This window comes from Cupriavidus sp. CER-90, from assembly GCF_057652055.1.
This window is the reverse complement of the sequence record NZ_JBYGYM010000002.1, coordinates 2,475,579-2,496,327: the sequence shown is the minus strand read 5'-3', so window position 1 is coordinate 2,496,327 and position 20,749 is coordinate 2,475,579. Positions and strand designations below refer to the sequence as shown.

Genomic DNA, 20,749 nt, shown 5'->3' with positions numbered 1-20,749 from the left:
CCGTCATGTACGCGACGGAACTGCGTTGATACTGCGCCGCGAGCGCCCAAGGTTCAAGCACTCGCGTCTTCGATTCAGGTCTTGACGTACCTGGCCAGGTCGGGTGGCAGCCATTGGCGCAGCTCCCCCATCGCCTGGATCACATACGGGCGCGACACCGCGTCACGCCAGAACGGCTCCTCGGGCAGCTTCGTGAGCCCCGCCAGCACGACGATCAGCATCACGATCAGCACGCCCCGCGCCAGGCCGAACACCAGGCCCAGGCCACGGTCCGCCGGCTTCAGGCCGGTGGTTTCCAGCAACTGGCCGAGGATGGCCCCGGCCAGCGCCGACACAATCCACGTGCCGAAGAACACGGCCAGGAAGCCCAGCGCACTGCGCGTCAGTTCGCCGCCCGGCAGCGACTCCGGCATCCATTTCGCGGCCATGCCGCCAAAGTGATACGCCAGCAAGAACGCCACGACCCAGCCCACCAGCGCCAGCATCTCGCGCACCAGGCCGCGCAGCACGCCAATCAGCGCAGACGCCACCAGAATGAAGGCCACGCCATAGTCAAAAAAGGTAAAAGCCATGCGTGCGATGCGGGTTCCTGTCAGATGGGGGCAAACTGCCGCCCTGCAATCGGTACGTAATCGGGACGTTATCGGCTACGTCGCTGCCCGGGACGTTACTGCTCCACCACCTTCGAGGTCAGGCCGATGGCCCGCACCTTCTTGTCGGCCGCATCGGCCGCATCGCGGCTGGCGAACGGGCCCGCGCGCAGCAGGATGCGGTCGCCGTCGGCCAGCGCCTTCTTTTCGACGAACGCCGGCACCTTGCTCTCCTTGAGCTTGGCCAGCCAGTTCTTCGCGCGCTCTTCCGAGGAGAACGCGCCGATCAGGATCAGGTATTTGGTATTGGCGGCGGCAGGCTTGTCGGCCGGCTTGGCCTCGGCGGGCTTGGTCTCGGCCACTTTGGTCTCGACCTTGGCGTCGGCCTTGGGCTTGTCCACGGCCGGCGCGGTGACGATTTCCTCGCCCGCATCGAGCGCGGCGTCGTTGCGGCCGGCGTTGGCCGACGGCGGCAGCGCCTGGGCCTTGCGCGCCTCGACCTTGGGTTTCTGCGCGCCCTGGCCGTTGGCCACGCTGACGGCCACGTCGTCGGACACGGGCCGTGGCTTGTGCTCGAACACGATCGGCAGCACGATGACCGCCGCCGCAAGCAGCACCACGGCGCCGATCAGCCGGCGGCGCGCACGTTGTTTCTGAGGAAAGTCGGGATCGAGGGTATCGTCCGCGTATTCGTCGGCCGTACGGCGCGACGCGCCGATGCCGGCGCCGGTTTCCGCACGCGTGCGGCGACCGCGTTCGGGTGCCGGGTCAGTGCCCTTGCGGGACGAGAACAGCGAAAGCAGGCCCATAAATGCCCAAAGAGTGGTGTTCGGTGTGATGTCGTTCCGGCCCGGGAGTTCAGCCAGACAGGCCGACTGGCATTCAGTTGGCCTGCGTGGCGCGATATGCCATCACGCCAGCCACGGTGTAGAACGATCCGAAGACCAGGATTCTATCATTCTCGGTTGCACGCTCGACAGCATCGCGATACGCCAGTTCCGGACTCGAGAAGCACGCCGCCGTGTTATCCGGCCCTTCCCGGAAGCCCGTGGCGTCCAGTGCCTCGCGCAGGTCACTTGCCGTGGCAGCGCGCTCGGTGGGCAGGTCGCACAGGCACCAGTGATCGACCTTGTCGACCACGTGGCGCAGCACGCCGGCGATGTCCTTGTCCGCCATGGCGCCGAACACCGCATAGGTGTAGCGAAAAAACCCCATGTTCTCCATGTTCTGGCCCAGCGTGGCCGCAGCATGGGGATTATGCGCCACATCCAGGATCACAGCCGGACGCCCCGGCATCACCTGGAAGCGACCCGGCAGCTCCACGAACGCCAGCCCGTTGCGCACTTCCTGGGCACTGACCGGCAGGCGCGGGCGCATGGCCTGCAGCGCAGCCAACGCCGCCGACGCATTCAGCAGCTGGTTGGCGCCACGCAGCGCCGGATATCCCAAGCCATTGAGCTTGCGGTCGCGACCGGTCCAGTCCCATTGCTGGCGCTCCTGGCCCGCCGCGGCCTGGTGGCGGAAATCGCGGCCCACCAGCCACAAGTCGGCGCCGATGGCCTCGGCATGGTCGATCAGCGATTGCGGCGGCATCGGGTCGCCGCAGATGGCCGGCACGTTCGGACGGAAGATGCCGGCCTTCTCGTAGCCGATCTTCTCGCGCGTATCGCCCAGGTACTGGGTGTGGTCGATATCGACACTGGTGATGACGGCGCAGTCCGTATCGATCACATTGACGGCGTCGAGCCGGCCACCCAGGCCCACTTCGAGGATGATCGCGTCGAGCCCGGCCGACGCAAACATATGGATGATGGCCAGCGTCGTGAATTCGAAATACGTCAGGCTGACCGGATCGGCAAAACTGGTGCGGGCGCGCTCCACGGCCTCGAAGTGCGGCAGCAGCTGCGCGTCGGTGGCCTGCTCGCCGTTCAGGCGGGCGCGCTCGTTGAACCGGATCAGGTGCGGCGACGTATGCAGGCCCACCTTGTAGCCGGCCTCCAGCAGGATGCGTTCGAGCATCGCGCAGGTCGATCCCTTGCCATTGGTGCCGCCGACGGTGAACACCACGGCGTCGATGCGCAGCCCCAGTGCTTCCTTGACGCGCGTGATACGCGTCAGACCCATGTCGATGCCCACAGGATGGGCGGTTTCCAGGTGTTGGAGCCAGTCGGGGAGTGTGTGGAAGATGGGCATGCTGAGTTACGACACGACTAAAAACAAAATGGCGCGGGTGGGTACCCGCGCCATTGTCCTGCAAATCACGCTACCGCGTCAGGCCACCGCATCGGCCGGCTGCTTCTGCAGCAGCGCCAGCAGCTGGGCAATTTCCGCACGCAGGCGGCGACGGTCGACGATCATGTCGATGGCCCCCTTCTGCAGCAGGAATTCGGCGCGCTGGAAGCCTTCCGGCAGCTTTTCGCGCACGGTCTGCTCGATCACGCGCGGGCCGGCAAAGCCGATCAGCGCCTTCGGCTCGGCGATCACCACATCGCCCAGGAACGCAAACGATGCCGACACGCCACCCATGGTCGGGTCCGTCAGCACGCTGATGAACGGCAGCCTGGCGTTCGACAGCTGGTTCAGCATGGCCGTGGTCTTGGCCATCTGCATCAGCGACAGCAGGCTTTCCTGCATGCGCGCGCCGCCCGTGGCGGTCACGCAGATGAACGGGACCTTCTGCTCCAGCGCGGCCTGCGCGCCACGCGCGAAACGCTCGCCCACCACCGAGCCCATCGAACCGCCCATGAACTCGAACTCGAAGCAGGCCACGACCACCGGAATGGTGTGGATCGCACCGCCAACGACCACCATCGCGTCGGTCTCGCCGGTGTCATCCATGGCGGCCTTGATGCGGTCCGGGTACTTTTTCGTGTCCTTGAACTTCAGGGCGTCCACCGGCACGATTTCCTGGCCGATCTCGAAGCGGCCTTCGGCGTCCAGCAGCTTGTCCAGGCGCTCGCGCGACCGGATGCGCATGTGGTGGTCGCACTTCGGGCAGACGTGCAGATTGGCTTCCACGTCGGTGCGGTACAGCGTCGACTCGCACGACGGGCACTTGACCCACAACCCTTCCGGAATGCCCTTGCGGGTGGAGGGGTCGGTCTGTTGAATCTTGGGAGGCAGGAGTTTATCCAACCAGCTCATGAAAGCTCCTTTCGGATAACTGCCGCCCGCGCATCGACGCCCCGTTTTCAGGGGGCGGACACAGGGACGGCAGGGAATCAGGCCGCGAATTTACCACGCCCGGCACATCTCGCCTAAGCAAAACGCGCCGATTGTGCCGCATAAGCCTCAAACTGCGGCAATCGGCGACGTTTTTGCGGCGCCTTTCCGGCAATCGTCACGCTTTGGACACCTTTTCAGGCGTCCAGTGCCTGGCGGATGTCGGCGATAAACGCACGCAGCGCTTCCACGGCCTGGTCGCGCGGGGCATCTTCGAGCAGCTGCACCAGACGGCTGCCGATCACCACGGCGTCCGCCACGCTGCCGATGGCGCGCGCCGTTTGCGCATCGCGAATGCCAAAGCCCACGCCCACCGGCAGGTTGGCGTGCTGTTTGATCAATGGCAGCCGCGCGGCCACGCTGTCGAGGTCGAGCGTGGCCGAACCGGTCACGCCCTTGAGCGACACGTAATACAGATAGCCGCTGGCGACCCTGGCCACGGCGGCAATGCGGTCGTCGGTAGACGTCGGCGCCAGCAGGAAGATCGGATCCATCTGGTTGGCGCGCATCAGGCCGGCAAACGACTCGCATTCCTCGGGCGGGTAGTCCACCACGAGCACGCCGTCCACGCCGGCAGCCGAGGCGGCTTTGGCGAACGTTTCCTCGCCCATGCGTTCGATCGGGTTCGCATAGCCCATCAGCACCACGGGCGTGGTGTCGTTGGTCTGGCGGAATTCCTTGACCCAGGCCAGCACCTGCGTCAGCGAGACGCCTTGCGCCAGCGCGCGCTCCGAGGCGCGCTGGATGACCGGGCCGTCCGCCATCGGGTCGGAAAACGGCACGCCAAGCTCGATCACGTCGGCCCCGCCTGCCACCAGCGCGTGCATCAGCGGCACGGTCAGCGCGGGCGCCGGGTCGCCGGCGGTAATGAACGGGATCAGGCCCTTCTTCTGCTGCGCGGCCAGTGCCGCGAAAGTCTTCTGGATACGGGACATGTCGTTGGCCATCGGAATCAGATAAGGCGCTGCACCGGCGATGCCACGTCATTGGCATCGTCGTTGGCAGCGGCCGGGGTCGTTTCGGTGCCCGCGGGCAGGCCGTCGGCCACGCTGTCGGGCTGGATCGGTGCGTACACGGGCTGCGCGGCCCGCACGCGATCGCGCACCAGCGAGGCATATTGCGGATTCATCTCGAAGCCGACAAAGCGCCGGCCGTGGCGCACGCAGGCCACCGCCGTGGTGCCGCTGCCCGTGAACGGGTCCAGCACCACGCCGCCCGGCGGGCAGCTCGACAGCACCATGCGTTCGACGATCTCCAGCGGCTTCTGCGTGGGGTGATCGGCGCGCTCGGGGTCCTGCCGGTGGATGCGCGGCACGCTCCACAGGTCCTTCGGGTTGTAGCCCACCTCGAGCCACTTCTTGCCCTCGAAACGCGGCCGGCTGCGGGCCTTCTTGGTCTCGGCATCGTACGGAATGCGCACCGGATCGAGGTCGAAGTAGTAGTCGCGCTGACGGGCAAAGAAGCCGATGTTGTCATGCACCGACGAGAACTTGCGCGTGGTGCCGCCCATGCTCGGCACGCGGCGATCCCAGATGATCTCGTTGATCATCGTCAGCCGCTTCTTGAGCATCACGAACAGCTCGGGCGAGTACTGCCACGTGCAGAACAGGTACAGGGTGCCCTTGGGGGCCAGCTTGGGGATGATGGCATCCATCCAGCGTTCGGACCATTCCAGGTAGGCGTCGCCCGACAGCAGGTCGGAATCGTTGCCATAGTCCTTGCCCAGGCCATAGGGCGGATCGGCGACGATCAGGTCGACCGATCCGTCCGCGATGCGCTGGATGCCTTCAAGCGCGTCTTCCTGGTACAGGCGGACGGCTTCGGTGTCGAGGATGTCGAACGGCGCCGCGGCGCCGCCCTCTTCCGCCTGGGTCGTGGTGTCGGGGGGCAGCGCACGCATTACAGCTTCAACCCCGCACGTTCGGCCACGGTGTGCATGTCCTTGTCGCCTCGGCCGGACAGGTTCACGAGCAGCAGCTTGTCCTTGGGCAGCGTCGGCGCCAGCTTGCACGCGTACGCGATGGCATGGCTCGATTCCAGCGCCGGGATGATGCCTTCGATGCGGCAGCAATCGTGGAACGCCTTCAATGCCTCGTCATCGGTAATCGGCACATACTGCGCGCGGCCGATGTCCTTGAGCCACGCGTGTTCCGGCCCCACGCCCGGGTAGTCCAGGCCGGCCGACACCGAATGGGTCTCGATGATCTGGCCGTTCTCGTCCTGCAGCAGGTAGGTACGATTGCCGTGCAGCACGCCCGGCGACCCGCCGGTCAGCGATGCCGCGTGGCGGCCCGTGTCCAGGCCGTCGCCGGCCGCTTCCACGCCGATCAGCTGCACGTCCTTGTGCTCGATGTACGGGTAGAAAATACCCATGGCGTTCGAGCCGCCGCCCACGCAAGCGATCACGGCGTCCGGCTGGCGGCCGGTCAGTTCGGGCATCTGCACCTTCGACTCCTCGCCGATCACGCACTGGAAGTCGCGCACCATCATCGGATACGGGTGCGGGCCGGCTACCGTGCCGATGATGTAGAACGTGGTCTCGACGTTGGTCACCCAGTCGCGCATGGCCTCGTTGAGCGCGTCCTTGAGCGTCTTTGAACCGCTTTCCACCGGCACCACCGTGGCGCCCAGCAGCTTCATGCGATAGACGTTGGCCGCCTGGCGGCGCACGTCCTCCGAGCCCATGTACACCACGCACTCCATGCCGAAGCGCGCGGCGATGGTCGCCGTGGCCACGCCGTGCTGGCCGGCGCCGGTCTCGGCAATCACGCGCTTCTTGCCCATGCGCCTGGCCAGCAGCGCCTGGCCGATCACGTTGTTGATCTTGTGGGCGCCAGTGTGGTTCAGGTCTTCGCGCTTGAAGAACAGCTGGGCACCGCCGAGCGTCTCGCTCCAACGCTGTGCGTGGTAGATCGGCGACGGGCGGCCGACAAAGTGCTTCAGCTCGCGCTGGAATTCGGCGTTGAAGTCCGCGTCCTGCTGGTAGTGCGCATAGGCGTCGCGCAACTCGTCCAGCGCGTGGACCAACGTTTCGGAAACGAAGCTACCGCCATAGGGGCCGAAATGGCCTCGGGAATCGGGCAAGTCGTACATGTCCAGGCTCTCAGGTGGCGCTTGGCGCACAATCGTGGCGAAGCGCATCAAATTCGGTATCGGGCGATCGGCGCGCCGGGGGCAAGCGGGGATGGCAGCGCAACAGTGCTGGCGTGGCGTTACTGGCCGGCCTGTCCTGCATCCGCAGTGCGCACGGCGCGCACGAACGCGGCAATGCGGGCGTGGTCCTTCACACCCTTCGACGCCTCCACGCCGCTGCTGACATCGACGGCATAGGGGCGCACGCGTTCAATCGCACCAGCGACGTTTTGCGCGTTCAACCCACCACTCAAAACGATGCGAGGAGCGTCGCTTGCGGGCGGGCTGGTCGGAATGGGCGGAAGCCATTGAGCAGGAATCAGGGTCCAGTCGAAGACGTGGCCGCCACCGCCATAGCCTTCCACGAAGGCGTCGAGCAACAGGCCGGCGGCGTCACGGTATTGATCGGCGAATTCTACCAAATCAAGCCCCGGCTGGACACGGGCGGCACGCATATACGGCAGCCGGCAGCGGCGTGCGATGTCCGTGCATTGCTGCGCCGTTTCGTCGCCATGGAACTGGAGTAGCGTCAGCGGCACACGCTCGGTGACATGCGCCACTTCCTCGGCATCGGCGTTGACGAACAGGCCGGTCACGGTGACGAACGGCGGCACCTGCTCGGCCAGTGCGGCCGCGCGCGCCACATCCACGAAGCGCGGGCTCTTGTCGTAGAACACCAGGCCGATGGCATCGGCGCCGGCGTCAACGGCCGCACGCACTTCCTCCGGACGCGTCAGCCCGCAGATCTTGATGCGGGTGCGGGGCGGCACGCGGCCGGATTCAGGCGCTATTGTCGGGACCATCGGCAAATACTCCGTGGAAGAAGCTGGCGGACGCGTCCGCCGCGGGGAGCTGATACGGCTCAGGATACTTCACGTCGACCAGGTACAGCCCGTCGGGCATGAACGTCGGGGCGGCCTTCTGCCGGTTGCGGCCGGCCAGCACCTCGGCCATCCATTCGGCCGGGTAACGCCCCCGCCCCACCGCCACCAGGCAGCCCATCAGGTTGCGCACCATGTGGTGCAGGAAGGCGCTGGCCCGGAACCGCAGGAACACCCAGTTGCCGTCGTCCCGGATCGTCACGTCGTACATCGTCTTGACCGGCGACTTGGCCTGGCACTCGGCCGCCCGGAACGCCGAGAAGTCATGCTCGCCCAGCAGGCAGGCGGCTGCCGCGCGCATGGCATCGACATCGAGCCGCTGGCCCGGCGGCAGCATCTGGTAGCCGGCGCGACCGTGGATCATCGGCACGCGGTGCGGGCCTGTGTAGAGCGCGTAGTAATACATCCGCTCGTAAGCCAGGAAGCGCGCATGGAAGCCGTCATCGACCGGCTCCGCCCATTGCAGCGCGATGGACGGCGGCAGGAACGCGTTGACGCCGCGCACCCATGAGAACTTGTCGCGGTCCAGCTCGGTATCGAGGTGGATGACCTGGCCCAGCGCATGCACGCCGGTATCGGTCCGCCCCGCCACCGTGGTCAGTAGGCGCGTTCCGGCAAAACGCTCGATGGCGTCTTCCAGGTGGTCCTGCACGGTGTTGCGGTGGGGCTGCGACTGCCAGCCGGAAAAGGCCGAACCGTCGTAGTGGAGTCCGATGGCGATGCGATTCATGGATGTAGCGATGCCCAAAAACAAAATGCGCCGGAAGGGACGCTTCCGGCGCATCGCTTCGGGCTGCGGCACCCGTCGGAACGGCGTGCCGCAAACCCTGCATCATACCGGCCTTTGGGTCCGAACCCGCAGGCCTCCCCGCATCAGGCCACGTCGCGCAGCAGCGTGCGGGCTTCGGTCTGCAGCGGGTCTTCCGACTGCTCCACCACTTCCTGCAGCAGTTCGCGGGCACCTTCCTTGTCACCGATCTCGATGTAGGCGCGCGCCAGGTCGAGCTTGATCTGCATGTCGCGGCTGCCGTCCATGCCGGTGGCCGACAGCGTGCTGGCCGACACGCCATGCGTGGCGTCGCCATTGCCTTCGGACGTGACACGGGTCAGGTCGATCGGCTCGACCAGCTTGCCGTTCTGGAGCATCGTCGGCGCGGGCAGCGGCACGGTCGATTCCGCCAGCGACGGCGCCTCGAACGTGGCCACCGAAGCCGGCTCGGCCGCCGCGGCGCCCGGGTTCGCGGCATTCAGGTCCAGCGACAGGCCGGACATGTCGAATTCCAGCGGACGCGAGCGCGTCGGCGTATCGAGCGCCGGCACCCCGCCTGCCGGCAGATCCTGGCCGGCGTCGTGGCTTTCGTCCAGCACGTCGTCCAGACGCGCCACCGGTTCCGCCAGGTGCTCGTTACCGAATACCAGCGAGGCCGACTCCGGTGCCACGATGGGCTCCCCCGGCGCGGGCGCCGGGAAGGCGTCCAGCGGCAGGGCCAGGTCCGGCATGGCCGGGGCCTGCGGTGCCTGCTGCATCGACTGGGCGGGATCCTGCGTGCGCCACTGGTCGGCCACCGGCGTCGTGGTATCGGCTTCCCCCGTCACGTCGGGCGCCACCGACAGGTACAGCGCATTGCCCGGATCGAGCCTGCGACCCATTTCCGCGACCTGTTGCCAGTCCGCGCCTTGTCCGCCTACCTGGGCGAACATTTCTTCTGCGATCACTCGGAAACCTTCCACATCCTGACGAGTGTTGTAAATCTCCAGCAGCTTCAGGCGGATGGCCTGGCGCTCCGGATTCTGTTGCAACGCTTCGCGCAGGATTTCCTCGGCCTGCACGTCGCGTCCGTACGCGATGTACACCTCGGCCTCGGCAATCGGGTCGACTTCCGTCGCTTCGGGCGAGTTGTTGCCGATGCGGAAGTCGGCGCCGAACACGCTGTGCTGCGACGTGTCGACGCTCTGGCCACCAGCGGTGCCGAACAACGAGTGTCCGCCCGCCATGACCGTGCTTTCCTGGGACAGGATGCTGTCACCGAACCCGGTGTTTTCGCTCGCCTTCTGCTTCTGGCGGCGGCGATAGTACGCATATCCGCCAAGCAACGCAACCAGCACACCAGCGCCCGGCAGCAACATCGGGTTGGCGAGCAGTTCGTCAAGGAACGACGGCTGGGGCACCGGCTGGATGACCGGCGGCTTCTTGTTCGCCACGGCCGGCGCCGAGGCGGCGGCTGCCGGTGCAGAAGCGCCGGCTTGCGGGGCGGACGCCGCCGCGGCAGCTTGCGGTGCCGAGGCTGCCGCGGCCGGTGCGGGTTCCGGCGTGGCGGTGCTCGGGGCTTCCGCAGCCTTGGCCGGCTCGGCCGGCACCACGGTGGGCGCAGGCGCGGCAGTATCGGCGGCCTTGCCAGCCGCCGGCGCGGCCGGTGCGGCAGCGGTGGCAGCGGCAGCCGCCGAGGCAGCCTTGGCGCCCTGGTTGTTCTGGTTGAGCTTGGCGATCTCCGAGTTCTTCAGCTCCATCAGGCGCTGCATGTCGGAGATGTTCTTCTCCAGATCGGCGACCCGCGATTCGGCGTCCTTCAGCTTGCGCTGGCTGGCCACGTCGGCTTCCGCCTTGGCCTGCGCGCCCTTCTCGGCCTTCGACAGCTTCAGTTCGTCACGCGGCCCCGCGTTCGGCACCGTGGTGTCCTGCACACGCGCCGTCACGTTGCCCGACTGCTCGCGGCCCGAGCCGGCTTCCACCGACTTGGCGGCGGCGGCCGCGGCCAGGCGGCTGCGGTAGCTGTCGAAGCCCTGCGTACGCGCCACCACTTCGCGGCGCGCTTCGCGCGGGCTCACCGACTGGGCCTGCTGGGCGCTCGGCACCTTCAGCACGGCACCGGACTTGATCCGGTTGATGTTCCCGCCGATGAAGGCATTCGGGTTGTTGCGGTAGAGCGCGAGCAGCATCTGCTCCAGCGACACCGAATCAACGCCCTGCGAGGCTTCGCCGGCGATGGCATACAGCGTATCGCCTTGCTGGACCGTGTAGCTGCCATGGGCGGCCGTGCCATCGGCCACGGCGGCCGGCGCGGCGGCGCGGCGCGGCTGGCGGGCCGGGGCCGGGGCCGGCGTTGCGGTCGGCGCGGGGGCCGGAGCCGCCGTCGGCGCCGGGGCCGCAGCCGCCGGCGCATTGGCGGCCGGGGCCGGAGCAGGCGACACGTCGGGCGTGGCGGCCTGCACCACCGTGGTCGGCGAGAACGCCTGGTTCGACGGCTGGGCGCCAGCCGGGTCCAGCAGGAAGGTATAGGCGCGCGTGATCTTGCCGCTGGACCAGCTCATGTCGACCAGGATGTCGACGAACGGTTCGCTGAGCGGCTGGTTGGACCGGACGGTGGCCACATAGGTACCGTTCGGACGCTTCTGCACGTCGAGCTTCACGGTCGAAATGGCCGACAGATAGGTCAGCCCGGCGCGTGAATAGGCGGACGGCGCGGCCAGCTTGACGGCCAGGCTGTCAGCTTCCTCGGGCGTCACGCCGGTAATATCGATTTCAGCCTGGAGCGGCTGCCCCAGATTGGATTGAACCCTTAATTGTCCGAACCCCGCGGCGTACGCGGCAGGCTGCGCAAGCAGCAGACCGGCAGCCGTGATGGCCAGCGTTGACCAGCGCTGACGGACAGTAGGCGCATCTTTCCGGCGATGTAGGCTCACACTCACCTCGTGCTCCATTTATGGTTTTTAGTAGCAGAAATTAACCCGATCCCAACAAATGGCTGGCTGGCGGGCGACGAAACGGACAGGCTCGATACCTGCCCTGCTGCGCGCCCAATGTCGCTGCCCTGCATCCCCGATGCATGGTGGCGATGACCCCGTGGCCAAGCGCATGCCGGCTGTATTGTGACGCAAGCCTGCGAAAAAAAGCGTTCCGGATGCGACAACGCCGCGCAGAGGCGCGGCGTTGCTCGGAAAGCGGCAGATTCTGTTGCCTCCCCGCAACGAAAGCAGCGAGGCAATCCGGGGGTCAACCCTCGATCAGAATGCGCAGCATACGCCGCAGCGGCTCGGCGGCGCCCCACAGCAGCTGGTCGCCCACGGTGAACGCGGACAGGTACTCGCCGCCCATCTGCATCTTGCGCAGACGGCCAACCGGAATCGTCAGCGTGCCCGTGACGGCGGCCGGCGTCAGGTCCTTCATGCTGGCTTCGCGCGTGTTCGGCACGACCTTGGCCCACTGGTTGTTGGCGGCCAGCATGCCTTCGATCTCGTCCAGCGGCACATCGCGGCGCAGCTTGATCGTGAGCGCCTGCGAGTGGCAGCGCATCGCGCCAATCCGCACGCACAGGCCGTCCACGGCGATCGGGCTCGCGCCGGTGGCACCGACGAAGCCTTCGCCACGACCCAGGATCTTGTTGGTCTCGGCGCCGCCCTTCCATTCTTCCTTGGAAACGCCGTTGCCCAGGTCCTTGTCGATCCAGGGAATCAGGTTGCCGGCCAGCGGCACGCCAAACTGCCTGGTTTCGTCAGCCGACAGGCCGTGCTGGGTCGCCAGGATCTGGCGGTCGATTTCCAGGATGGCCGATGCCGGGTTGTCCAGCAGCGGCTTGACCGCGGCGTTCAGCGTGCCGAACTGCGTCAGCAGCTCGCGCATGTGCTGCGCACCGCCGCCCGACGCGGCCTGGTACGTCATCGATGTCATCCACTCGATCAGGTCGTGCTCGAACAGCCCGCCCAGGCCCATCATCATGCAGCTGACCGTGCAGTTGCCGCCGATGAAGTTCTTCACGCCCTTGGCCAGCGCGTCCTTGATCACACCGAGGTTCACCGGATCCAGGACGATGATGGCGTCGTCCTTCATGCGCAGCGACGAGGCGGCGTCGATCCAGTAGCCGTTCCAGCCGGCGGCGCGCAGGCGCGGGAACACATCGTTCGTGTAGTCGCCGCCCTGGGCGGTGAGCACGACGTCGCACTTCTTCAGTGCTTCGATGTCGTTCGCATCTTTCAGCGTGGTTTCATTCCTGGCCATGGCCGGGGCCTTGCCGCCAGCGTTGGACGTGCTGAAGAAAACGGGCTCGATATGGTCGAAATCGCCCTCTTCCTGCATGCGCTGCATCAGGACGCTGCCGACCATTCCTCGCCAACCGACGAGACCTACAATCATGACTTACCTCGGATGTGATGTGAACTTCCCCGCCATTTTCCTCGCCCGGCGTGGCTGCGCGGGGAAGACGGGCAGGCACGACGAACGATCTAGGGGATCGTTTTGGTAATGGTTTTAATCGTCGTTGCGGTCAGGCCGAGCGAATCCGCGCCGATCGTGCCGCGGATAGCGGTGCGAGCAGCGGAGGCAGTCAGAAGGGACTGGTGGAATCGGGCCATGACGGGAGAGTCTACACGAATTTGCGGCGCCGCCGCAGGGGAAATGCGGAGTGATTTGTTGCTCGCCGGCGGTTCTCTCCCCTCTCCCACGTGTGGGAGAGGGGTCGGGGGAGAGGGCAAGAGGCTAAAAATTGCGATTTCGCACCTTGCACCGCTTTTCCCTCACCCCCGGCCCCTCTCCCGCCTTGCGGGAGAGGGGAGCCAAACCATGGGCAATGGATGCCTTACAGCGCAGCCAGCACTGCCTCGCCCATTTCGCGGGTGCCAACCTGCTTGCAGCCCGGCGTCAGGATATCGCCGGTCCGGTAGCCCTGGGCCAGCACCTTCTTGACGGCGTTCTCGATGCGGTCGGCCTGTTCGGCGCGGTTCAGCGAGTAGCGCAGCATCATCGCGGCTGACAGGATCGTGGCCAGCGGATTGGCCACGCCCTTGCCGGCGATATCGGGTGCCGAACCGTGCGACGGTTCGTACAGGCCCTTGTTGTTGGCATCGAGCGACGCCGACGGCAGCATGCCGATCGAGCCCGTCAGCATGGCGGCCTCGTCCGACAGGATGTCGCCGAACATGTTGCCGGTGACGATCACGTCGAAGCTCTTCGGCGCCTTCACCAGCTGCATCGCGGCGTTGTCCACGTACATGTGCGACAGCGCGACGTCCGGATATTCCTTGCTGACATCGATCACGATGTCCTTCCAGAACTGGAACGTTTCCAGCACGTTGGCCTTGTCCACGCTGCACAGCTTCTTGCCGCGCTTGGCGGCGGCCTGGAACGCCACATGGGCGATGCGGCGGATTTCGGGCTCGCTGTAGCGCATCGTGTCGAAGCCTTCGCGGGCGCCCTTGAACAGGCCGTCCGGCGCCTCGCGCACGCCGCGCGGCTGGCCGAAGTAGATGTCGCCGTTCAGTTCGCGCACGATCAGGATGTCCAGGCCGGCCACCAGTTCGGGCTTCAGGCTCGATGCGCCGGTCAGTTCCGGGTAGCAAATCGCCGGGCGGAAGTTGGCAAACAGCTGCAGATGCTTGCGCAGGCCCAGGATGGCCTGCTCCGGGCGCAGCGGACGCTCCAGGCTGTCGTACTTCCAGTCGCCCACGGCGCCGAACAGGATGGCGTCGGCTTCCTTGGCCAGCTTCAGCGTGTTCTCCGGCAGCGGGTGCCCTTCGGCCTCGTAGCCGGCGCCGCCCACCGGGGCGGTTTCCATTTCGAACTTCTCGCCAAGGGCGTTCAGCACCTTGACGGCTTCGGCAACGATCTCGGGACCGATGCCGTCGCCCGGCAGGACTGCAATCTTCATTTGTCTTCCTAGATAGATAGGTGAACCCGGCCCGCCTCAGCCGACCACGCGGTTGCCCAGCCAAGGCATCTTGGTCAGGCGCTCGGCTTCGTAGGACTTGATCTTGTCCTTCTGGCGCAGCGTCAGGCCGATATCGTCGAAACCGTTCAGCATGCAGTACTTGCGGAACGGGGCGATGTCGAACGGATAGCTGTCGCCGCCCGGCGTGATCACCACCTGCTTGTCGAGGTCGATGGTCAGCTTGTAGCCCGGGAACGCCAGCGTCTCGTTGAACAGGTGATCGACCTGCAGGTCGGTCAGCGCCACGGGCAGCAGGCCGTTCTTGTAGCAGTTGTTGAAGAAGATATCGGCAAAGCTCGGCGCGATGACCGCGCGGAAGCCGTACTGCGTGAGCGCCCACGGTGCGTGCTCGCGCGAACTGCCGCAGCCGAAGTTGTTGCGGGCCAGCAGGATCGATGCGCCCTGGTAGCGCGGCTGGTTCAGCACGAAATCCGGGTTCAGCGGACGCTTGCTGTTGTCCTGGCCGGGCTGGCCCACGTCCTTGTAGCGCCATTCGTCGAACAGGTTCGGACCAAAGCCCGTGCGCTTGATCGACTTCAGGAACTGCTTCGGGATGATCGCGTCAGTATCGACGTTTTCGCGATCGAGCGGCGCCGCGAGGCCGCTGTGTACGGTGAACTTGTCCATGATGTGTCCTTACTTCCGGGCAGCGTTCTCGAGCGCCTGCCCGGCCGCCTGCGTGTCCTTGCCAAGGCCGGCCATCGTGTTGCAGCCAGCCAGTTGCAGCATGCCCAGGCATGCCAGCAGTGTGATCACGATCTTTTTCATGTTTTCTCTATTCGAAAGCCGTGGTTGACCCGTTGACCCGTCGCGGCCGTTCAGCCGAGTTTGCGGATGTCGACGAAATGCCCTTCGATCGCGGCCGCCGCGGCCATGGCCGGGCTGACCAGGTGCGTACGGCCACCGGCGCCCTGACGGCCTTCGAAGTTGCGGTTCGACGTGGACGCGCATCGCTCGCCCGGTTCCAGGCGGTCGGCGTTCATCGCCAGGCACATCGAGCAGCCCGGTTCGCGCCATTCGAAGCCGGCGGCCTTGAAGACCTTGTCCAGCCCTTCGCGCTCGGCCTGTTCCTTGACCAGGCCCGAGCCCGGCACCACCATCGCCAGCTTCACGTTGGACGCCACCTTGCGGCCCAGCTTCTGCACCACCGCCGCGGCGGCACGCATGTCCTCGATGCGGCTGTTGGTGCACGAACCAATGAACACCTTGTCGATATTGATCGACTCCATCGGCGTGTTCGGCTTCAGGTTCATGTACTCCAGCGCCCGCTCCATGGCGTTACGCTTGTTCGAGTCCTTTTCCTTCTCGGGATCCGGCACGCGGTCTTCGATGCTGACGACCATTTCGGGCGACGTACCCCAGGTGACCTGCGGACGGATGTCCTCGGCGCGCAGCTCCACCACCTTGTCGAAGTGGGCGCCGGCATCCGAATGCAGCGTGCGCCAGTAGGCCACGGCCTGGTCCCATTCCACGCCCTGCGGCGCGAACGGGCGGTTCTTCACGTATTCGAGCGTAACGTCGTCCACGGCCACCAGGCCGGCACGCGCCCCCGCTTCGATGGCCATGTTGCAGACCGTCATGCGGCCTTCCATGGTCAGGTCGCGGATCGCCGAGCCGGCGAATTCCATCGTGTAGCCCGTGCCGCCGGCCGTGCCGATCTTGCCGATAATGGCCAGCACGATGTCCTTGGCGGTGCAGCCGCGCGGCAGCTTGCCTTCCACCTTGATCAGCATGTTCCTGGCCTTCTTGCCCAGCAGCGTCTGGGTGGCCAGCACGTGCTCCACTTCCGACGTGCCGATGCCGTGCGCCAGCGCGCCGAACGCCCCGTGCGTGCTGGTGTGCGAATCGCCGCAGACCACGGTCATGCCGGGCAGCGTGGCGCCCTGCTCGGGCCCGATCACGTGGACGATGCCCTGGCGGTGGTCGTTCATCTTGAACTGCGTGATGCCGTAGGCGTCGCAGTTGGCATCCAGCGTATCGACCTGGAGCTTCGAGATCGGGTCGGCGATCCCCTGGGTGCGGTCGGTGGTCGGCACGTTGTGGTCCGACACGGCCAGGTTCGCGCTGATACGCCACACCGGGCGCTCCGCCAGCTTCAGGCCTTCGAAGGCCTGCGGGCTGGTCACTTCATGCAGCAGATGACGGTCGATGTAGAGCAGCGTCGTGCCGTCTTCCTCGACGTGGACGGTGTGGTCATCCCAGAGTTTGTCGTAGAGCGTCTTGGCCATGATGCGGGGGGCAGACCGTCCGTCCGTATCCCGGGGGATGCGAACGGCGCGAATCCGCGCATTGTTTGCAGGGGAATGTTTTCCGGATGCCTCGCGGGCAAGCAGGCTATTTTGCTGCTTTTCCGGCGCAGCCGGTAATTGCTTGACATCGCAAGCGATTATGCCATGTGGCGCCCCCGCCGAAGGGCAGGCCGGACCGCCTGGGCGGCGGTCATTGGCGAAAGGGGGATTTCGCGGATGGCGAAGGGACCCGCGCTGGCCTGGGTGCTCCCCTCTCCCACGTTGTGGGAGAGGGAGCCGTGACTTCAACCGCCCAGGTAAGCTGCCCTGATGCGGTCGTTGGCCAGCAGGTTGGCGCCGGTATCGGCCAGCACCACCTTGCCGGTTTCCAGCACGTAGCCGCGGTCGGCCACCTGCAGCGCCTTGTTGGCGTTCTGCTCCACCAGGAACACCGTGACGCCTTCTTCCCGGATCGTGCGGATGATGTCGAAGATCTGCGCGATGATCAGGGGCGCCAGACCGAGCGTGGGCTCGTCCAGCAGCAGCAGGCGGGGCTTGCTCATCAGCGCGCGGCCGATGGCCAGCATCTGCTGCTCGCCGCCGCTCATCGTGCCCGCCCGCTGGCTCGCGCGCTGGTTCAGGCGCGGGAACAGCTTGAACACGTGCTCGATGCCGGCCTCGATGTCATGACGGCTGGCAAAGAAGCCACCCATCTTGAGGTTTTCGAGCACGGTCAGGCTCGGGAACACGCGCCGGCCTTCTGGCGAAATTGCCATGCCCATGCGCATGATCTCGTGCGTGTTGCGGCGGGTGATGTCCTGGCCTTCGAACAGCACGCGGCCGCTGGACGCGCGCGGCGTGCCGCATACGGTCATCATCAGCGTGGTCTTGCCGGCGCCGTTACTGCCGATCAGGGTGACGATCTCGCCCTTGTTGACTTCGATCGATACGCCCGACAGCGCCTCGACGGCGCCGTAGTGGGTATGGACGTTTTCCAGCTTCAGCATCAGTCCTCTCCCAGGTAGGCCTTGATCACACGCGGGTCGTTGCGCACCGCTTCGGGCTTGCCAATCATGATCGGCTTGCCGTGCTCCATCACCAGGATGCGGTCCGACACGCCCATCACCAGGCTCATGTCGTGCTCGATCAGCAGCACCGAGATATTGAATTCACGGCGCAGGCGATCGATCAGCTGCTGCAGTTCGATCTTTTCCTGCGGGTTCAGACCCGCCGCCGGTTCGTCCAGCATCAGCAGGCGCGGCCTGGTGATCATGCAGCGCGCGATCTCCAGCCGGCGCTGGTGGCCGTACGACAGCGTGCCCGCCTCGCGGTTGGCCACGCTCGTCAGGCCCATGCGCTCCAGCCATTCGGCGGCGCGCTCCAGCGCCTCCCGCTCGGCGCGGCGGTAGGCCGGCGTGGCCAGCAGGCCGCGCAGCAGCCCGGCCTTGACCTGCAGGTGCTGCGCAACCATCAGGTTTTCCACGACGGTCAGCTGCTTGAACAGGCGGATGTTCTGGAACGTGCGCACCAGGCCGTGGCGTGCCACCACGTGGCTGGGCTTGCGCGCGATCGAATGGCCGTCCAGCGTCACCTCGCCGGCGGTGGGCTTGTAGAAGCCGCCCACGCAGTTGAACACGGTGGTCTTGCCGGCGCCGTTCGGGCCGATGATGGCGAAGACCTCGTCGCGGCGCACATCGAACTCGATGCCGTCCACGGCCAGCAGACCGCCAAAGCGCATCTGCAGGCCCGATACTTTCAGCATTTCAGTGCTCATCGCGGCAGCTCCACGTGGGGACGGCTAGCGGGCAGCAGGCCCTGCGGACGCCACATCATCATCAACACCATCACCAGGCCGAAGATCAGCATGCGGTATTCGGCAAAGTCGCGCGCCACTTCGGGCAGGATGGTCAGCAGGATCGCCGCCAGGATCACGCCCAGCTGCGAACCCATGCCGCCCAGCACCACCACGGCCAGGATCAGCGCCGACTCGATGAACGTGAACGATTCCGGGTTGACCAGGCCCTGGCGCGCGGCAAAGAACGCACCGGCCAGGCCGGCGAACGATGCGCCCAGCGTGAACGCCGACAGCTTGATGCGCGTCGGGTTCAGGCCCAGCGACCGGCAGGCGATCTCGTCCTCGCGCAGTGCCTCCCACGCACGCCCCATCGGCATGCGGATCAGGCGGCTCGTGACGAACAGCGTGAAGCCCACCAGCAGCAGCGCCAGCAGGTATAGCCAGATCACCATGTGCTGGCCGGCATACGGGATGCCGATCAGGTCATGGAACGTCTTCGCGCCTTCCACGCTGGCACTGCGTGCCATTTCGATACCGAACACGGTCGGCTTCGGAATGCCCGACACGCCGTCCGGTCCGCCGGTCAGGCTGGTCAGGTTGTTCAGCAGCAGGCGGATGATTTCACCGAAGCCCAGCGTCACGATGGCCAGGTAGTCGCCACGCAGGCGCAGCACCGGGAAGCCGAGGATGAAGCCGAACGTGGCCGCCAGGCCGGCCGACAGCGGCAGGCATTCCCAGAATGTCAGGCCGAAATACTGGTTCAGCAGCGCATAGGTATAGCCGCCGACCGCGTAGAAGCCCACGTAGCCCAGATCGAGCAGGCCGGCATAGCCCACCACGATGTTCAGGCCCAGGCCCAGGATCACGTAGATCAACGCCAGCGTGGCCACGTCCACCGCGCCGCGCGAGCCGAAGAACGGGAACACCAGGCCCACCACCAGCAGCACCCAGATGGCCGAGCGCTGCTGCCGGGCGCCCATCGCGGGCACCGACGGCAGCTTGACCGCGTTGCGGGCACGCAGCAGGAACGGCTTGCACAGCTGGAACAGGAACACCAGGCCCACGGCGATCCACACCGGACGCCAGTGCGGCTCCAGCACCACCTTGTAGCCGTCGAGCTTGAGCTGCAGGCCCAGCACGGGGATGGTCAGGATGGCCGTCAGCACGGCGGCGGTCACGGCATTCTTCAACGTGTCCGAGACCGACGTTTGCGGGATCGACGCCCGCGAAATCGAAGTCGCTTGTGTCATGTCGCCCTCCCCTCAGACCTTTTCCACATCGGGCTTGCCAAGCAGGCCCGTGGGACGGAACAGCAGCACCAGCACCAGCAGGCCGAATGCCACCACGTCCTTGTACTCGGACGGCATGTAGCCCGACGCGAACGTCTCGGCCAGCCCCAGCAGCACACCGCCCAGCATCGCGCCCGGAATGCTGCCGATGCCGCCCAGCACCGCGGCCGTAAAGGCCTTGATGCCGGCGATGAAGCCGATAAAGGGATTGAGCTTGCCAATCGTCAGCCCGATCAGCACGCCACCCACGGCGGCCAGCATGGCGCCGAGCACGAACGTGAACGAGATCACGCGGTTCGTGTCGATGCCCAGCAGATTGGCCATGCGCATGTCTTCGGCGCAGGCGCGGCAGGCGCGGCCCATGCGCGAATGCCCGATGAACAGCGTCAGCGCGATCATCAGCACCAGCGTCACGCCGACGATCAGCAGGCGCGAATACGGCACGGTCACCGTGAAGTCGCCGCCCATCTGGAATTCGATGGCGCCCGAGATCAGGATCGGCACCGACACGTCACGCGCGCCCTGCCCGATCTGGACATAGTTCTGCAGGAAGATGGACATGCCGATGGCCGAGATCAGCGGCACCAGGCGCGGGCCGCCACGCAGGGGACGGTATGCCACGCGCTCCACGGCAAAGCCGTAGCAGCCAGTCACCACAACGGCAACGAGCAGCGCCGCGCCCAGCACCAGCGGCAGCGGATAGCCGGCTTGCGCGCCAATGGCGGTCAGCGTCACCAGACCCACGTAGGCGCCGATCATGTAGATCTCGCCGTGGGCAAAGTTGATCATGCCGATGATGCCGTAGACCATCGTGTAGCCGATGGCGATCAGCGCATAGATCGCACCCAGCGTCAGGCCGTTGACCAGCTGCTGGGTGAACTGAGGAAGGAATTCGTTCATGCGGGGACCTTGTG

General features: G+C 66.1%; 19 protein-coding genes. All 19 read right to left on the bottom strand.

Annotated features, from left to right (window positions below; all coding sequences use genetic code 11):
• Positions 1 to 74 precede the first annotated feature (74 nt).
• Entirely contained in the window at positions 75 to 572 is a 498-nt protein-coding gene (locus AC24R4_RS22045) for a CvpA family protein (RefSeq protein ID WP_400392632.1), read from the bottom strand.
• Positions 573 to 667: 95 nt separating this feature from the next.
• On the bottom strand, positions 668 to 1,399 hold the full coding sequence (locus tag AC24R4_RS22040) for an SPOR domain-containing protein (protein WP_400392629.1): 732 nt from the start codon (positions 1,397 to 1,399) through the stop codon (positions 668 to 670).
• Between the two features lie 73 nt (positions 1,400 to 1,472).
• Positions 1,473 to 2,783: a bifunctional tetrahydrofolate synthase/dihydrofolate synthase gene (gene folC, locus AC24R4_RS22035; RefSeq protein WP_400392626.1), complete on the bottom strand. Its 1,311-nt coding sequence runs from the start codon at positions 2,781 to 2,783 to the stop codon at positions 1,473 to 1,475.
• A 78-nt stretch (positions 2,784 to 2,861) separates the two neighbouring features.
• On the bottom strand, positions 2,862 to 3,734 hold the full coding sequence (accD, locus tag AC24R4_RS22030) for an acetyl-CoA carboxylase, carboxyltransferase subunit beta (RefSeq protein ID WP_400392624.1): 873 nt from the start codon (positions 3,732 to 3,734) through the stop codon (positions 2,862 to 2,864).
• Positions 3,735 to 3,949: 215 nt separating this feature from the next.
• On the bottom strand, positions 3,950 to 4,747 hold the full coding sequence (trpA, locus tag AC24R4_RS22025; RefSeq protein WP_400392621.1) for a tryptophan synthase subunit alpha: 798 nt from the start codon (positions 4,745 to 4,747) through the stop codon (positions 3,950 to 3,952).
• A 17-nt stretch (positions 4,748 to 4,764) separates the two neighbouring features.
• Positions 4,765 to 5,712, bottom strand: coding sequence for a DNA-methyltransferase (locus tag AC24R4_RS22020; RefSeq protein ID WP_400392618.1), 948 nt, complete (start codon positions 5,710 to 5,712; stop codon positions 4,765 to 4,767).
• Positions 5,712 to 6,905, bottom strand: a complete 1,194-nt coding sequence (trpB, locus tag AC24R4_RS22015) for a tryptophan synthase subunit beta (RefSeq protein WP_092594295.1) — start codon at positions 6,903 to 6,905, stop codon at positions 5,712 to 5,714. The genes AC24R4_RS22020 and trpB overlap by 1 nt, the downstream gene beginning before the upstream one ends.
• Before the next feature lie 119 nt (positions 6,906 to 7,024).
• Complete coding sequence (locus tag AC24R4_RS22010) at positions 7,025 to 7,747, bottom strand: phosphoribosylanthranilate isomerase (protein ID WP_400392615.1); 723 nt, start codon at positions 7,745 to 7,747, stop codon at positions 7,025 to 7,027.
• A complete protein-coding gene (truA, locus tag AC24R4_RS22005) occupies positions 7,725 to 8,555 on the bottom strand; it encodes a tRNA pseudouridine(38-40) synthase TruA (protein WP_400392612.1) in 831 nt (276 codons plus the stop codon). Before truA ends, AC24R4_RS22010 begins: the two co-directional genes overlap by 23 nt.
• A gap of 143 nt (positions 8,556 to 8,698) precedes the next feature.
• Complete coding sequence (locus AC24R4_RS22000) at positions 8,699 to 11,512, bottom strand: motility hub landmark protein FimV (protein ID WP_487523610.1); 2,814 nt, start codon at positions 11,510 to 11,512, stop codon at positions 8,699 to 8,701.
• A gap of 304 nt (positions 11,513 to 11,816) precedes the next feature.
• The gene (gene asd, locus AC24R4_RS21995; protein ID WP_400396066.1) at positions 11,817 to 12,953 is read right to left on the bottom strand and encodes an aspartate-semialdehyde dehydrogenase; all 1,137 of its coding nucleotides are present in this window, start codon (positions 12,951 to 12,953) and stop codon (positions 11,817 to 11,819) included.
• A gap of 442 nt (positions 12,954 to 13,395) precedes the next feature.
• Positions 13,396 to 14,463 (bottom strand): 3-isopropylmalate dehydrogenase, encoded by a 1,068-nt coding sequence (gene leuB, locus AC24R4_RS21990; protein WP_400391596.1) that lies wholly within the window; start codon positions 14,461 to 14,463, stop codon positions 13,396 to 13,398.
• 36 nt (positions 14,464 to 14,499) lie between these two features.
• Positions 14,500 to 15,150, bottom strand: a complete 651-nt coding sequence (gene leuD / locus AC24R4_RS21985) for a 3-isopropylmalate dehydratase small subunit (protein WP_400391599.1) — start codon at positions 15,148 to 15,150, stop codon at positions 14,500 to 14,502.
• 9 nt (positions 15,151 to 15,159) lie between these two features.
• Positions 15,160 to 15,291 carry an entericidin A/B family lipoprotein gene (locus AC24R4_RS21980; RefSeq protein WP_153945455.1) on the bottom strand — a complete coding sequence of 44 codons (132 nt, stop codon included), beginning with the start codon at positions 15,289 to 15,291 and terminating at the stop codon, positions 15,160 to 15,162.
• A 50-nt stretch (positions 15,292 to 15,341) separates the two neighbouring features.
• The gene (gene leuC, locus AC24R4_RS21975) at positions 15,342 to 16,751 is read right to left on the bottom strand and encodes a 3-isopropylmalate dehydratase large subunit (RefSeq protein WP_400391602.1); all 1,410 of its coding nucleotides are present in this window, start codon (positions 16,749 to 16,751) and stop codon (positions 15,342 to 15,344) included.
• A 305-nt stretch (positions 16,752 to 17,056) separates the two neighbouring features.
• Positions 17,057 to 17,758, bottom strand: coding sequence for an ABC transporter ATP-binding protein (locus AC24R4_RS21970; RefSeq protein ID WP_400391605.1), 702 nt, complete (start codon positions 17,756 to 17,758; stop codon positions 17,057 to 17,059).
• Positions 17,758 to 18,525: a high-affinity branched-chain amino acid ABC transporter ATP-binding protein LivG gene (gene livG / locus AC24R4_RS21965; RefSeq protein ID WP_153945457.1), complete on the bottom strand. Its 768-nt coding sequence runs from the start codon at positions 18,523 to 18,525 to the stop codon at positions 17,758 to 17,760. Before livG ends, AC24R4_RS21970 begins: the two co-directional genes overlap by 1 nt.
• Positions 18,522 to 19,796, bottom strand: coding sequence for a high-affinity branched-chain amino acid ABC transporter permease LivM (locus AC24R4_RS21960; protein WP_400391608.1), 1,275 nt, complete (start codon positions 19,794 to 19,796; stop codon positions 18,522 to 18,524). Before AC24R4_RS21960 ends, livG begins: the two co-directional genes overlap by 4 nt.
• Before the next feature lie 12 nt (positions 19,797 to 19,808).
• The gene (gene livH / locus AC24R4_RS21955) at positions 19,809 to 20,735 is read right to left on the bottom strand and encodes a high-affinity branched-chain amino acid ABC transporter permease LivH (RefSeq protein ID WP_092594303.1); all 927 of its coding nucleotides are present in this window, start codon (positions 20,733 to 20,735) and stop codon (positions 19,809 to 19,811) included.
• Positions 20,736 to 20,749 lie beyond the last annotated feature (14 nt).

What these genes read in the sequence shown, in the direction of transcription:
- AC24R4_RS22045 (WP_400392632.1), bottom strand. Translation starts at nt 572, where the DNA reads ATGGCTTTTACCTTTTTTGACTATGGCGTGGCCTTCATTCTGGTGGCG.
- AC24R4_RS22040 (WP_400392629.1), bottom strand. Translation starts at nt 1,399, where the DNA reads ATGGGCCTGCTTTCGCTGTTCTCGTCCCGCAAGGGCACTGACCCGGCA.
- folC (WP_400392626.1), bottom strand. Translation starts at nt 2,783, where the DNA reads ATGCCCATCTTCCACACACTCCCCGACTGGCTCCAACACCTGGAAACC.
- accD (WP_400392624.1), bottom strand. Translation starts at nt 3,734, where the DNA reads ATGAGCTGGTTGGATAAACTCCTGCCTCCCAAGATTCAACAGACCGAC.
- trpA (WP_400392621.1), bottom strand. Translation starts at nt 4,747, where the DNA reads ATGTCCCGTATCCAGAAGACTTTCGCGGCACTGGCCGCGCAGCAGAAG.
- AC24R4_RS22020 (WP_400392618.1), bottom strand. Translation starts at nt 5,712, where the DNA reads ATGCGTGCGCTGCCCCCCGACACCACGACCCAGGCGGAAGAGGGCGGC.
- trpB (WP_092594295.1), bottom strand. Translation starts at nt 6,905, where the DNA reads ATGTACGACTTGCCCGATTCCCGAGGCCATTTCGGCCCCTATGGCGGT.
- AC24R4_RS22010 (WP_400392615.1), bottom strand. Translation starts at nt 7,747, where the DNA reads ATGGTCCCGACAATAGCGCCTGAATCCGGCCGCGTGCCGCCCCGCACC.
- truA (WP_400392612.1), bottom strand. Translation starts at nt 8,555, where the DNA reads ATGAATCGCATCGCCATCGGACTCCACTACGACGGTTCGGCCTTTTCC.
- asd (WP_400396066.1), bottom strand. Translation starts at nt 12,953, where the DNA reads ATGATTGTAGGTCTCGTCGGTTGGCGAGGAATGGTCGGCAGCGTCCTG.
- leuB (WP_400391596.1), bottom strand. Translation starts at nt 14,463, where the DNA reads ATGAAGATTGCAGTCCTGCCGGGCGACGGCATCGGTCCCGAGATCGTT.
- leuD (WP_400391599.1), bottom strand. Translation starts at nt 15,150, where the DNA reads ATGGACAAGTTCACCGTACACAGCGGCCTCGCGGCGCCGCTCGATCGC.
- AC24R4_RS21980 (WP_153945455.1), bottom strand. Translation starts at nt 15,291, where the DNA reads ATGAAAAAGATCGTGATCACACTGCTGGCATGCCTGGGCATGCTGCAA.
- leuC (WP_400391602.1), bottom strand. Translation starts at nt 16,751, where the DNA reads ATGGCCAAGACGCTCTACGACAAACTCTGGGATGACCACACCGTCCAC.
- AC24R4_RS21970 (WP_400391605.1), bottom strand. Translation starts at nt 17,758, where the DNA reads ATGCTGAAGCTGGAAAACGTCCATACCCACTACGGCGCCGTCGAGGCG.
- livG (WP_153945457.1), bottom strand. Translation starts at nt 18,525, where the DNA reads ATGAGCACTGAAATGCTGAAAGTATCGGGCCTGCAGATGCGCTTTGGC.
- AC24R4_RS21960 (WP_400391608.1), bottom strand. Translation starts at nt 19,796, where the DNA reads ATGACACAAGCGACTTCGATTTCGCGGGCGTCGATCCCGCAAACGTCG.
- livH (WP_092594303.1), bottom strand. Translation starts at nt 20,735, where the DNA reads ATGAACGAATTCCTTCCTCAGTTCACCCAGCAGCTGGTCAACGGCCTG.